Source organism: Oenococcus kitaharae DSM 17330, assembly GCF_000241055.1.
Taxonomy (GTDB): domain Bacteria; phylum Bacillota; class Bacilli; order Lactobacillales; family Lactobacillaceae; genus Oenococcus; species Oenococcus kitaharae.
On record NZ_CM001398.1, the window covers coordinates 836,092 to 850,312 of the forward strand.

At 42.7% G+C, this 14,221-nt stretch carries 12 protein-coding genes; all 12 read left to right on the top strand.

The annotated features are described in order from the left end of the window. The first annotated feature begins 132 nt into the window (after nucleotides 1-132). The 12 genes from OKIT_RS04120 (at nucleotide 133) to rbfA (ending at nucleotide 14,208) form a co-directional block, all read left to right on the top strand. Complete coding sequence (locus OKIT_RS04120; RefSeq protein WP_007745578.1) at nucleotides 133-1,311, top strand: PTS sugar transporter subunit IIC; 1,179 nt, start codon at nucleotides 133-135, stop codon at nucleotides 1,309-1,311. A 56-nt stretch (nucleotides 1,312-1,367) separates the two neighbouring features. Further along, entirely contained in the window at nucleotides 1,368-2,363 is a 996-nt protein-coding gene (locus OKIT_RS04125) for a D-2-hydroxyacid dehydrogenase (RefSeq protein WP_007745580.1), read from the top strand. 126 nt (nucleotides 2,364-2,489) lie between these two features. After that, the gene (locus OKIT_RS04130) at nucleotides 2,490-3,164 is read left to right on the top strand and encodes a glycoside hydrolase family 73 protein (RefSeq protein ID WP_007745581.1); all 675 of its coding nucleotides are present in this window, start codon (nucleotides 2,490-2,492) and stop codon (nucleotides 3,162-3,164) included. 83 nt (nucleotides 3,165-3,247) lie between these two features. Beyond that, nucleotides 3,248-5,497, top strand: a complete 2,250-nt coding sequence (gene pcrA, locus OKIT_RS04135) for a DNA helicase PcrA (protein ID WP_007745583.1) — start codon at nucleotides 3,248-3,250, stop codon at nucleotides 5,495-5,497. A 2-nt stretch (nucleotides 5,498-5,499) separates the two neighbouring features. After that, complete coding sequence (gene ligA, locus OKIT_RS04140) at nucleotides 5,500-7,557, top strand: NAD-dependent DNA ligase LigA (RefSeq protein WP_007745586.1); 2,058 nt, start codon at nucleotides 5,500-5,502, stop codon at nucleotides 7,555-7,557. After that, on the top strand, nucleotides 7,544-8,713 hold the full coding sequence (locus OKIT_RS04145) for a CamS family sex pheromone protein (RefSeq protein WP_036593739.1): 1,170 nt from the start codon (nucleotides 7,544-7,546) through the stop codon (nucleotides 8,711-8,713). The genes ligA and OKIT_RS04145 overlap by 14 nt, the downstream gene beginning before the upstream one ends. Nucleotides 8,714-8,814: 101 nt before the next feature. Continuing rightward, nucleotides 8,815-9,285 carry a ribosome maturation factor RimP gene (locus OKIT_RS04150; protein WP_028291891.1) on the top strand — a complete coding sequence of 157 codons (471 nt, stop codon included), beginning with the start codon at nucleotides 8,815-8,817 and terminating at the stop codon, nucleotides 9,283-9,285. Nucleotides 9,286-9,287: 2 nt separating this feature from the next. After that, a complete protein-coding gene (gene nusA, locus OKIT_RS04155; protein WP_007745591.1) occupies nucleotides 9,288-10,709 on the top strand; it encodes a transcription termination factor NusA in 1,422 nt (473 codons plus the stop codon). A 6-nt stretch (nucleotides 10,710-10,715) separates the two neighbouring features. Then, entirely contained in the window at nucleotides 10,716-11,057 is a 342-nt protein-coding gene (gene rnpM / locus OKIT_RS04160; RefSeq protein WP_007745593.1) for an RNase P modulator RnpM, read from the top strand. Between the two features lie 28 nt (nucleotides 11,058-11,085). Beyond that, nucleotides 11,086-11,343 (top strand): ribosomal L7Ae/L30e/S12e/Gadd45 family protein, encoded by a 258-nt coding sequence (locus tag OKIT_RS04165; protein WP_007745594.1) that lies wholly within the window; start codon nucleotides 11,086-11,088, stop codon nucleotides 11,341-11,343. After that, entirely contained in the window at nucleotides 11,340-13,850 is a 2,511-nt protein-coding gene (gene infB / locus OKIT_RS04170; protein WP_007745599.1) for a translation initiation factor IF-2, read from the top strand. Before OKIT_RS04165 ends, infB begins: the two co-directional genes overlap by 4 nt. Then, a complete protein-coding gene (gene rbfA / locus OKIT_RS04175; RefSeq protein ID WP_007745601.1) occupies nucleotides 13,843-14,208 on the top strand; it encodes a 30S ribosome-binding factor RbfA in 366 nt (121 codons plus the stop codon). Before infB ends, rbfA begins: the two co-directional genes overlap by 8 nt. Nucleotides 14,209-14,221 lie beyond the last annotated feature (13 nt).

Below are 14,221 nucleotides of genomic sequence, written 5' to 3' on the forward strand. Positions count from 1 at the left end.
AACGTTTTAATTGTAAGCGTTTTGGTACATGAGCGGCAAGGCTTAACGAAATTGTTTTATAATATGTTGTTCATATACTTCACAAGCATTTGTGAGTAAAATAACATTGAAGGATTAAAGGAAGGATAGTAGATGAGTGGGAAAGAAAGTAGCCCGGTGGCTGTTTTTTCTGGTGCCAAATCGGATTTACGCGGTTTTGGTGTCAAGATATTAACAGGATCGGCACAAGGAATTTTAATTGGTGTTTTACCAAGCGCTGTGATGCGCTATATTTTGCAGTATTCAGGTTTATTGCAGACCCATGCTGGTGCAAATTTTAACGCAATTCTGAATTTGTTTATGGTGTTTATTCCATTTTTGATTGGTATGGCTATTGCCTTTCAATTCAAAATGAATGCCCTGAGTACAGGTGTTATCGGAATTGCCGTAGCGGCCTCTTCCGGGTCGATTCGATGGATTGCCGTTCACAGTTATTTATCGCCTATTGCTAAAGCGGCTAAATCGGCACCCTTGACTGGTACGTTTTATCAAGCACAAGGTGCTGGTGATGTCATTAATGCGATGGCTGTGTCTGCAATTGCTGTTTTGGTAACTTGGTTGGTTGCAAGATATTTGAAAGGCTTTGGCTCAGTTGCCATTATCTTGGGACCGATTCTGATTGGCGGCGGCGTTGGTTTAATCGGTACGATGATTGCGCCTTATGTTGCTGATATTACGACTTGGATTGGTGATATTGTCCGCTGGGCATTTGATCAGCAGCCATTTATTATGGCACCCTTGGTTGCGGCTCTGTTTGCTATGATTATTGTGACCCCTGTGTCAACAGTGGGTATCGCCTTGGCAATTAATTTGAATCAAATGGGTTCTGGTGCAGCTGCCATGGGCGTTGTTGCAACGACTGTGGTATTGATGATTAATTCTTGGTTTGTCAATAAAAAAGGTGTCACCGTCGCAATCTTTTTGGGCGCGATGAAGGGCATGATGCCATCGGTGTTTAAAAAGCCGATTACATTAATTGCTTTTGCGCTTTCTGGTGCAATTTCAGGCCTGACAGTTGCTTTGTTTAATATTCAGGGAACTGCGACAACAGCCGGTTTCGGCTGGATTGGTATGGTTTCACCCATTCAATCATTTGTGAATAATAATGCTGAAAAAGCTGATACGGCCAACTATATCAGCAATTACATCAATCCGTTTCTGGCTTTGATTGTCTGGTTTGTGGTCCCTGTAATTGTTGGCTTCTTAGTTGATTTTCTGTTTAGAAAAGTTCTGAAACTTTACCGTGCGGCAGATTTTCAGCAAGAGTTATAGTAGGAACTTTGTGAATTTTTAGATATAATGAGAATTGTACTTTTATGGAGGAAAGAATGAAAATTTTTGCTTACGGAATTCGTGATGACGAAAAACCATCTCTTAAAGAATGGGAAGATGCTCATCCTGATGTTGAAGTTGGATATACCGAAGAATTACTGACACCTGATTCAGCTAAAGAAGCAGCTGGATCTGATGGCGTTGTTGTTTATCAGCAGCTGCCATATACGCGTGAGACTTTGCAGGCATTAGCCGACCAAGGTATTCACCAAATGAGTTTAAGAAATGTTGGTATCGACAACATTGATCTTGATGCTGCTAAGGAACTTGGTTTCAAGATTTCAAATGTTGCTGCTTATTCGCCAAATGCGATTGCTGAACACGCCGCTATTCAATTAGCACGTGTTCTGCGCCGCAGCAAGGAACTGGATGCCAAAGTTGCTAAACGTGATTTGCGTTGGGCACCAACAATCGGACGTGAAGTTCGCATGCAGACAGTCGGTGTTGTTGGTACTGGCCGGATTGGTCGTGTTTTGATCCAAATTCTTCAAGGATTTGGTGCCAAAGTTGTTGCCTATGATATTTTCAAGAACCCTGAGATTGATAAGCAGGGACTGTATGTTGACAGCTTGGATGAGCTATACGCACAGTCTGACGTTATTTCTTACCATGTGCCATCTGTCAAAGAAAATATCCACATGATCAATAAAGACACTATTTCTAAGATGAAAGACGGTGTTGTGCTGGTCAACGTTGCCCGTGGAGATCTGATGGATACAGATGCCGTTGTTGCTGCTTTGGATTCCGGCAAAGTATCTGGTTTGGTTATGGATGTTTATGAAAACGAAGTCGGTATTTTCAATGAAGATTGGGAAGGCAAGAAGTTCCCTGATGCCCGCCTGGATGATTTGATTGATCGTCCAAATGTTCTTGTTACACCTCATACAGCCTTCTATACGACGAAAGCCGTTTTGGAAATGGTTCACCAGAGTTTCGATGCCGCTGTTGCCTTTGCCAAGGGTGAAGAGACAAGAAACGCTGTTAAATTCTAAAAAATACGAACGATTGTTTTTTGAAAATCCGCATAAATGCGGATTTTTTTATTTATTATTTATTAGACTTAATCTTTAAATAGCTTTGATTATGTAGACTTATCATTTGAAGGTTATCACTCCGCTATGAAGCGTTTGCTCAAATATTTTAAATTATTTTTCTTTCGAATCGGTCAATTTGTGAAAGGAAACAAAAAAATACATCTGATTTTGTTTTTTCGTCTTGGCCTAGCACTTACGGTCTTTACGACTTCTTTTGTACTAACTTATTATGTATCGGTTCAGCAGCATCTGCCTGGCAGGCACGCAATACCTAAAAAAGAAAAGCAAGTCCTGTCGCAGCAGCGTTTTATTGATCGTGTCGCACCTTATATTCAAAAACGACAGCGAACAGATCATATTCTGTCGTCAATTACAATTGCTCAGATGATCCTAGAATCTGATTGGGGTAAAAGCAGGTTAGCCGCACAATATCATAATTATTTTGGTGTGAAAAGCTGGTCCCGGAATCCTAAAAAAAGTGTTGATCTCCAGACACGCGAATTCAGCGGCAACAAGTGGGTGACTGTGACCGGCCGTTTTTCTGTTTACGAAAATTGGCAGGAATCTGTCCGTCAGCATAATCAGCTATTTCTTAAAGGAACCAGCTGGAATAAAAATCAATATCAAGATGTTTTGAAAGCCGAAAATTATCATCAGGCTGCACACGCTTTAGTCAAAAATGCCTATGCAACCGATCCGGACTATGCTGACAAATTGATTACTCTGATTGTGAAATATCATTTAGATATCTACGATTGAGCTTTTTAATCCATTAATTTTTACACAGCGACTTTGTCTGAATAGAGAAAATTATTTGAAAATTCAATGTTAAAATAATTTGAGTGAATGATTTATTAGCAGGTTTGAATGATAAACAAAAAGAAGCGGTTCTAACTACCGAAGGGCCGCTTTTGATTATAGCTGGCGCCGGTTCTGGCAAGACGCGTGTTTTGACGCACCGAGTTGCCTACTTGGTTCAAGAAAAACAAGTGACGCCTTGGTCGATTTTAGCGATTACTTTTACAAATAAGGCGGCCGCCGAGATGAAGGAACGAATTGCCAGTCTCGTTGATGAAGAGGATGCACGTGCTATTTGGGTTTCGACTTTTCATGCACTTTCAGCACGGATTTTGCGGCGTGATGTTGAGAAAATCGGTTTTACGAGCAGCTTTTCTATCTTGGATACAAGCGGCCAAAAAGTCTTGATCAAGCATGTTTTAAATGATTTAAATTATGATACGAATCAATACGATCCAAGATCAGTATTAGCTGCGATCTCTAATTTTAAAAATGCACTGCAGACGCCTAATGACGCGAGAAATGCCGCCAAGACCGTCTTTGACGAAGCAGTTGCGGAATCTTATGACCTGTACCAGCGTCGTTTGACACAGTCTCAGTCGATGGATTTTGATGATTTAATCATGCGAACGATTCAGCTTTTTAAACAGGCGCCAGATGTACTCCATTATTATCAGCATAAATTCCGCTACATTCATGTCGATGAGTATCAAGACACCAATGATGCACAATATAAACTCGTAGAAATGCTGGCAGCCGGTGATTTTGGTTCTAGGAACCTGGCTGTCGTAGGTGATTCTGACCAAAGTATTTATGGCTGGCGCGGCGCAGATATGAATAATATCCTGAATTTTGAAAAAGATTTCCCTGGTGCCAAGACGGTTCTGCTGGAACAAAATTATCGTTCGACGAAAAATATTTTAATGGCTGCTAACCAGGTAATTAAAAATAATATTGAACGCAAGGCTAAAAATCTCTGGACTGACAATGACCAAGGCGATTTGATTCACTATTATCGCGCGCAATCTGAATCCGATGAAGCCCGTTATGTCTTTAAAAACATTCAAGCCGGCGTCCAAAAGGGCCGCAGTTTAAACGATTTTGCGATTCTTTTCCGAACCAATGCCCAGTCGCGTGTTTTCGAACAAGTTTTTAATGCCAATCAGATGCAGTATACGATTGTAGGCGGTACGCGTTTCTTTGAGAGAAAAGAAATTCAAGATATCGTTGCCTACCTGCAGCTAGTGGCTAATAGTGATAACGATACGGTTTTTGAGCGGATTATTAATGAACCTAAGCGTGCCATTGGTGCAAGTTCGATTGAAAAACTACGTTCTTTTGCTGTCAAAAAGGATCTGTCCTTCATGCAGGCAATTGCCGTTTTGACCGATGAAAGCCTGTTATCGGCCAAGGCACAAAACAATTTTCGCAAGTTCGCGGCCATGATCAAGGGATTTATGGATCAGTCTCATTTTCTATCTGTTACCGAATTGACCCAGGAAATTTTTGACAAGACGGGGATCCGAGAACAATATGTACAAAAAGATGACCTGGAGTCTCAGGCGAGAGTCGAAAACTTGGATGAGTTCTTGTCTCAGACTAAGCAGTTTGATGATGATTATGATCCAGAAGTTTCCGAGACGCAGAATCAGTTAGTGGATTTTCTTGGGCAGACAGCTTTGGTCAGTGATTTGGACTCCTACGATGAAAGTGCCGGCCAAGTTACCCTTATGACTGTCCATGCTGCAAAAGGTTTGGAATTTCCAGTGGTCTTTATTGTTGGCCTGGAACAAGGTATTTTTCCATCAGCTCGCTCGATGATTGAAAGAGACGGCTTGGAAGAAGAACGGCGTTTGGCTTATGTCGCTATTACGCGAGCACAGCAGGAACTGTATTTAACGAACGCATACGGACGCCTTTTGTACGGCCGGACACAAAGTAACGACCCGTCAATTTTTATTGATGAGATCGATGATGCCCTTTTGGACAAAGAAAATCCCACACCGACCGTACCATCCTATAGCAGCTATGATCAGCCGATGCCTTTTGACCGTAAGAGCGATACGACAAGCAGCCATCGGGAATATCGGCCGGCTTTTGCGACGACCTATAAAGGGACCGGCGCTGAAAAAAAAGATTGGCAATTGGGAGATCAAGTTAAACATAAAACTTTCGGTATTGGACGAATCGTAGCTATCAAACAGGATGGTGATGATAAATTGCTTAAAATTGCATTTGCATCGAAGGGTATCAAACAGCTGATGGCTTCCTTTGCACCGATTGAGAAAATATAATCATGAATCCAGAAATCAATTTCACACCAATCGAACAGCTCAGCTTCACTCAGGCTCAGCAGGAGATCAAGGATCTTTCTGACGAACTGATCAAATGGGGCCGCGAGTATTACGAAGACGATAATCCCAGTGTTGAGGATTATGTTTATGATGCAAATTATGCTCGTTTGGTGGCTTTGGAAAAAGCTTATCCGACACTCGTGATGCCTGATTCGCCTACACAACGGGTAGCAGCGGGCAATGCAGCGGATAGCGGGTCGCGTGGTCTGGCTAAAGTTGTCCATCCGGTTCCTATGCTGTCTTTAGGGGATGTTTTTTCGATTCAGGAATTAATGGATTGGGACGCTGTGACGACGAAAAATGCCTCAAGCCAGCAGCACTATAACTTGGAATTAAAAATTGACGGCTTGGCTATTTCTTTGAAATACGAAAATGGCCGTTTGATCCAGGCTTCGACACGAGGGGATGGTTCGATCGGTGAGGATGTTACAGCAAATGTCCGCACGATCAAAGAAATTCCAGAAACTTTATCTGAGCCTTTGACCATTGAAGTACGCGGCGAAATTTATATGGGAAAAGCTTCATTTGCCCGTTTGAACCAGGAAAGAGACGAGGCAGGTGAAGCTGTATTTGCTAATCCGCGAAACGCAGCCGCCGGCAGCCTGCGCCAGTTGGATCCGAAAATCACCGCAGCTCGTCAATTATCATCATTTATTTATTACACAGCTCAAAATGATGTTATAGGCACTGACACACAGTCAGGTGTGTTGGCACGTTTTCGGGAATTGGGTTTCCCTGTGAACGCTGATAATCGCGTGATTACGAAAATGGCAGATGTGAAAACTTACATTGATGAATTCACGGCCAAACGCGATCAGCTGCCCTTTGGCATTGACGGGGTAGTCGTGAAAGTCAATGATCTGAATATGGAAAACGAACTTGGCAATACCGTCAAGATTCCGCGCTGGGCCATTGCATATAAATTCCCGCCAGAAGAGGCTTTGACCGTTGTTCGCGACATCACTTGGACTGTTGGCCGGACTGGCGTTGTCACACCGACTGCCGTGATGGATCCGGTGCTCTTGGCGGGCACGACTGTCCGTCGAGCCAGTCTGCATAATTCTGATTACCTGCAGGAAAAAGATGTACGTCTTGAAGATACAGTGACACTGCATAAAGCTGGCGATATTATCCCTGAAATTGGTCAAGTCATTTTAGATAGGCGACCAAAGACAGCTGACCAGCCTTATCCGATTCCCAGTCGCTGCCCTTCTTGCGGTTCTGAATTAGTGCACGTGCAGGGTGAGGTCGCTTTACGATGTATCAATCCGGAATGTCCGGCACAAATTCAAGAAGGATTAACACATTTTGCTTCTAGAAACGCGATGAACATTGATGGCTTGGGTCCGCGTGTGATTCATCAGCTCTTGGATAAAAAACTTATTAGAAAAATTTCTGATTTATACTCCCTGACTGAGGTACAGCTGACCAGCTTAGATAAATTCGCTGAATTATCGGCTAAGAATTTAATTGCAGCTATTGACCGTTCCCGCCAAAATTCAGTTGAACGCTTATTAACAGCCTTGGGTATTCGCGGAGTTGGCGCTAAAGCCGCCAAAGTGCTGGCCGCCCATTTTAAAAATCTACGCAATCTGCAAAACGCTTCAGCAGAAGAGATAGCTGATATTGATGGCGTCGGACAGGTCATGGCGGATGCTGTGGTGCAATATTTCAATACGGAATCGGTTGCCCAGTTAATCAATGAACTGGAAAATTTCCAGGTTAATTTTGATTATTTGACCAGCAGCAGTATTGATGAAAACAATTATTTCTTCAATAAAAAGGTCGTTCTGACTGGGAAATTGGATCATTGGACGCGCCCACAAATGCAGGCTTGGCTGGAAGAACATGGTGCAAATGTTTCTTCTTCTGTGTCATCTAAAACTGATTTATTAATCGCAGGGCGCGATGCAGGTAGTAAACTAGATAAAGCGAACAAATTAGGTATCAAAATTATTAACGAACAGGATTTTAGTGATTTAAGCAATGCAGCGGAATAGACGCAGACTTACAATTACACAATTTTTAATTCTTCTTTTTGCCGTTCTGATGGTGATTGTCGGCGCACTGTATTTTTTCAATAGTCGTCAGCCTGTCAGCACGAGCAGCAGTTCATCCAGCCCAAGCAGCGTACAGGTTATTAATCAAAATAATCAGCAGGGCGAGTACCGGTCAGTGATATCAAACGGCAACTATCTGACGTCCTCTGCACGCGGTATGACTGTGACCACGGAATCGAATTTTAATGCTCAGTCCTTTGAATTATCATTAAATGAATTGTCAAAACGTTTCTTTTCGACTCGCAGATATATTTTTCAAGAGGGACAGTATTTGTCATCCGACCTGCTGAGTTCATGGCTGGATCGATATTCCAACAGTAATCGTAGCGGCCTGAATCCCCCAGATAACGGCCGGACAGATGATAGCCGCAATCCCTACTATTTGCAGTCGATTGAAGAAAATGATTTTATGAATCAAGTGAACGGCAGCAAATTGAATTTGGAAGGCATGACTATCGGCCTGGCTATGAACCGAATCGACCACTATACCCGCACCCCGGGAGGTCCGGAATATACGCAAAATATTTCTCGTGCTGAGATGGTTGCACAAGGTCGGACGGCAGCTGCTAAAGTATTACGGCGCTTGCGGGCAATGAATCAAATCCCTAAAAATTTACCCATTTTGATTGTGATGTATGAGAACGCACCTGAAGATTCGCTGGCAGGCGGTGCACCATATGCTTACTATCTATCAAAATCCGGCAATACCATTGGTAATTGGACCAACGTTAATTTCCAAAATATTGTTTTCCCTAAATCCGACACTGACCGGTCGCCGATCGGCACGCAGGATAATACCAATTTTGTGAATTTTAAAAACGAAATTCAAAACTTTTTCCCAAATATTTCCTATGCAACTGCCCAGGCTCACTATGAAAACGGCAGTCTTAACGGGCTAAATATCAATATTAATACGAGTTTCTATTCTGTTTCGGAAATCAAGGCTTTTGCCACTTACATTTCGGAAACAGCGCCGAAATATTTTAACAACAGTATTCCGATACGAATTTCATTAAGTGCTTCCAACCAGCTAATGGCAGTCATTACAAAGGACGCTAATAGCAGTTACAGAATTATTTACTTATATAGTTATTGATATATCCTTGCAGGCAAGTTATAATAGACGTAACTTGATTTACTGAAGTAAATGAGTTGGCATCTGCCAGCTCATTTTTTATGGGTCAAGCCAATCCGAAAATGAATTCAAAACAACTAGAAATAATTAAAGAACGCATCAGTCCAATTATCGAAAAACGTAAATTGATGTTGTGGGACATTAGTTTCTTTGGTGCTGCCTCTCCGGTATTGACGATTTTAATTGATCGCCAGGACAAGACACCCATCGCCATGAATGAAATTTCCGAGGTCACGCCTTTTATCAGTGAAGCAATGGATCAGATTGAACCTGATCCATTTCCAGACCATTACAATCTGGATATTTCCTCTCCAGGAATTGACCGTACGATTAAAAGTGATGACCAATTAGCTTGGGCTGTCAGTGAACCAGTCAAAATCAATTTTTTCGAAAAAATTGATGGCCAGAAGAATGTTGAAGGTATTTTACTCGACTACTCAGATTCTTATATTGAGCTAAAAAATTCAGCAGAACAAATTGAAGATTTTCCGAGAGACAAAATTACAAAAATCTCGTTAAACCAGGAGGTATAAACATGGCATCAGATTATAGAAAAGAATTATTTTCTGCTTTGCAGGCACTGCAAGCTGAAAAGGGAATTAGTGAAGAAGATGCAATTGCTTCTTTAAAGGATACGCTGGTAACGGCTTATAAAAAGAATTTTGAGGGCGAGACTAATGTTGAAGTTGATGTTGACCCTGAAAAACAAGAATTCAATCTTTTGCAGATTAAAGAAGTCGTTGCTGACGGCGACATGATCGACCCTTATTCAGAAATTTATCTAAAAGATGCACGTGAAATCAATTCAGCATATGAGGTCGGTGACCAGATCAAATTTGAAATCAATCCACGCAACTTTGGACGTTTGGCTGCACAATCCGGCAAAAATAAATCAACGCAATTAATTCGTGAGAAAGAAAAAGAAGCGATTCATGCACGTTATGAAGGCTTCGAACACGAAATTGTTTCTGCACGTGTTGCACGCGAAGACCAACGCTTTTTGTGGGTAACGATGCCTGATGGCCAAGAAGCGGCTATGGGTGAAAAAGACCGTATTCCGGGAGAGACCTATAAAGTAGGAGATCCGATTAAGGTCTTGATCAACCGCGTCGAAGATTCAGCAACTCGCGGCCCCCAAATATATGTATCACGAACTAGCCCTGAATTGGTCAAGCGTTTGTTCGAACAAGAAGTGCCGGAAGTTTATGACGGTGTTGTTGTGATCGAATCTATTGCGCGCGAGGCTGGCGATCGTTCTAAGGTGGCTGTCAGGACCACTGATCCCAATCTTGATCCAGTGGGAACTTTGGTTGGTCCTCGTGGTTCTCGTGTGCAAGCAGTCGTTAATGAACTCCACGGTGAAAATATGGATATTGTGGAGTGGGTTGAAGATGAGGCGCAGTATATTGCTAATGCTTTGAACCCAGCCGAAGTTGTGGACGTTATCTTTAATCCTGACAATGACAATGAGGTAACTGTGATTGTGCCTGATTATCAATTAAGCCTGGCTATCGGTAAACGTGGGCAAAATGCACGTTTAGCAGCCAAATTAACCAAATTCAAGATTGATATCAAATCGGAGACACAGGCAGAGAACGATCCTCAGCTACAAGCAATTTTGGAAGAATCTGCTAAATATGCTGATGAAGATGACGAGTCTGTTGATGAGAATACAGCAGATGATTTGGAAGATGAGACAGAGTATGCTGATGCGGGCGATTATTTTGTTTCAGATGATGAAGATGGCCAAAGCGAAGACGCTGATGATAGTATCGATGCTTCATCAAAAGATGAAAATGATTCAGATGAGACTGCCGCTGCAGCGAAAAAAGATATGAGTGCTCAAGAGACCAAAGAGGCGCAGGATGAATTTGCAGCTGCTTTGAATAATGTTGATTTCGACGCTGTCTTAGAAGAAAAAGAAGGCGAAGAAAAAAGGACGAGGACAAGTAATTAGTTTTTAATGGCGAAAAATAAGACACAATTCCGTAAACGCAAAATCCCGATGCGCCAAGATATTGTCAGCGGTCAAATGTTGCCCAAAAAGGATCTTTTGAGAATTGTCAAAGCTGATGATCAACTTTTGCATCTTGATCCCAGCGGCAAAGTTAATGGCCACGGCGCCTATATTAGCGTAGATGTTACACTAGCTAAGAAGGCAAAAACGGAAAAAATTCTTGATGCTGTCTTCGAGATGCCTGTGCCGAATGATTTTTATGACCAGCTAATTGACTGGGTGGATCATCAGCAAGCCAGAAAGGAACTTTTCAGTCACGAACAAATTATCAAAGCAAAAAATTCTTAATTATTTCGGTTTAGCGAGAAGGGCCGGATTGCTTGTGACTGGACAGGAATTAGTTGCAAAAGCTATTAAGAAGCAGAATATTGCTATCGCGATCATCGCTTCTGATGCAAGTGAAAACACAAAAAAAGATTTTAAAGATTTAATCCGAGGAAGAATTACTATAGTTAATCAATTTTCAAGTACAGAAATCAGCCAAGCAATTGGAGAGCCCAGAAAAATTCTCGGCATTACTGATCTTGGCATAGCAAGAAAAATCAAAGAGTTATTAAAGGAGGTGACTTTATGACTGAAGAAGAAAAGAAACGACGTCCATTAGTCCACCACATTCGAAAACAATCTGCTTCACAATCTGAATTACCGGCATCTCAGCGTCGGCATTCAGCAGGTCTTTCGAGCCGTGCACAAGGTGAGAGAAGAGGAGAATCAAGCCAAAATTCGCCAGAGCCTCGTCAGCGTCGCCGTGTTAGTTTTGAATCCAATACTGGTCGTCCGGCACCAAAAGATCATCGCCCCATTAGAGCGGGATCTGCCAGTGCGCCAACCGGTACTCGCAGCAATGAGCCGCGCAGTCAGCAGAGAAGGCCTCTAAGCCAACGCCCACGTGGAAATGGCAGGCCGATTTCTGCTAATAACAATGTAAGCGACCCACTGCATCGTACACATACACATAATCCTTTGCCAAATCAGCATCCGACGACCAATCAGCGCAATAATCATCGCAGCACTAATCGTCCGTTTAATGCGCAGAACAGCCAAAATAGAAATAATAACACCCACAAACCGAATGCAGCACAAAACGGCAGTGGTCGTTTTGGTGGCGCCTTAGCTTCTGGCAACAATTCAGCTCGGAACAATACACGTCGCCGTAACCAAACAACACCTGGTACGACAGGTGCGCATTTTGTTAGTGGTCCAGCAAGGGGCACACAGAGGAAATCTGAACCAAAAGGATCAAAGAAAGCACAGCGCATTGCAGCCGCAACGGCAGCAAGAAATCGTCAAAACGAGCGTAAAGAACAGCCGTTACCACAAGTTTTGGAATATCGTCTTGGCATGAATGTTCAGGATATTGCCAAAATCATTCATCGTGATGTTGCTGAAATTCTTAAGAAACTCTTTTTGCTCGGCGTGGTTGTTAATCAAAACCAGAGTTTGGATTCTGATACGATCGAATTATTGGCAGCTGATTATGGCATTGAATCCAAACAAAAAGCAGAAGTCGATGTTGCTGATATTGATCGTTTCTTCAATGAAGATGACAACGATATCGATCCAGCTAAGCTAGTTCCTCGTGCACCAATCGTCACGATTATGGGACATGTTGACCATGGTAAGACGACCCTGCTTGATTACTTGCGCCACACGCATGTGACTGCGGGTGAAGCAGGCGGCATTACGCAGCACATCGGTGCTTATCAGGCTCGATTGCACGATCGACTGATCACATTCCTTGACACACCTGGACATGAAGCCTTTACGGAAATGCGTGCACGTGGTGCTAATATCACGGATATCACGGTTCTGGTTGTCGCTGCTGACGATGGTGTTATGCCGCAGACTATTGAAGCGATTCATCATGCACAGGCCGCAAAGACTCCAATCATTGTTGCAATTAATAAAATCGATATTCCAGGTGTTGACCCGCAAAATATTGTGAATGAATTAATGGAATATGATTTGGTTCCGGAAGAATATGGGGGCAGCACGATTGAAGTGCCAATCTCGGCCAAAACAGGTGAGAATGTTGATAAACTTCTTGAGATGATCCTGCTGCAGGCTGACGTTATGGAATTGAAGTCCGATCCAACGGCGAAAGCCCGGGGTTCTGTTATCGAAGCCCGTTTGGATAAAGGCCGTGGTGCTGTTGCTAGCTTGCTCATCCAGCAAGGTACTCTGAAGACCGGTGACCCAATTGTTGTTGGCAATACGTTTGGGCGTGTTCGGACGATGAACGACGCTTCTCATCACAATATCAAGTCGGCGCTTCCAGCTACTCCGGTCGAGATTACCGGTCTAAATGAGGTACCTCAGGCTGGCGATCACTTTGTTGTTATGGATTCTGAAAAAGAGGCCCGTGAAACGGGTGAGTCTCGTGCTAAAACCGCGATGGAAGAAGAACGTAACAATGGCACGGTTGTAACATTGGATACTTTGTTCTCGACAATGGCTAAACAGGAGATGAAGACCGTTTCTTTGATTGTTAAAGCTGATGTGCAGGGTTCTGTCGAGGCACTGACTTCTTCACTTAAAAAGATTAAGGTCGAAGGCGTTCGAGTGGAAATTATCCATGCTGGTGTTGGTGCTATCAATGAATCTGATATTAATTTGGCCGAAGCCTCTGGCGCCATTATTATTGGCTTTAATGTCCGCCCAGTAGGCCAGGCTAAGTCCGATGCAGAGCAGAAACATGTCGATGTTCGTCTGTATAACGTCATTTATGATGCTATCAATGAAGTTGAATCCGCTATGAAGGGTCAGCTGGAACCGGTATACAAAGAAAAGAATTTGGGCTCTGTTGACGTTCGACAATTATTCCACTTTTCTAAAATTGGCACGATTGCTGGTGGTATGGTAACTGATGGTGTTATTACACGTGATGCTAAAATCCGCTTGGTTCGTGACGGTGTCGTTGTTTATGATGGTGTGCTTGCCTCACTCAAACATGAAAAAGACGATGCTAAAGAAGTCAAAAAGGGCTTTGAACTTGGTTTGACAATTGCTAACTTCAATGATGAAAAGGTTGGCGATGTGATTGAAGCTTACACAATGGAAGAGGTTAAGGCAAATGCCTAAACGTGAAAAATCACCGCGGCTTCTGCGTGTAGAAGGTACGATTCAGCGTGATCTGGGTCAGATCCTTGTCAAACAGGTATCTGATCCCAGATTAGATGATGTCACGATTACCGGTATTGATATGACGGCAGATTTTTCCATTGCCTATGTCTATTGGACAATTTATTCGGATCTTGCCAGCTCTGGCCAAAAAGCAGCTGCTGGGTTGGAAGCTGCTAAGGGTCTCATCAAGCGTGAATTGGCAAAGAAAATGACGACTTTTAAGATCCCTGATTTGATCTTTAAACGTGATAAAGCAATTGAGTATGGTGACCATATTGAACAGTTGATTGCTAAACTAAATAAACAGTCTAAGTAAAATGATCAAAATG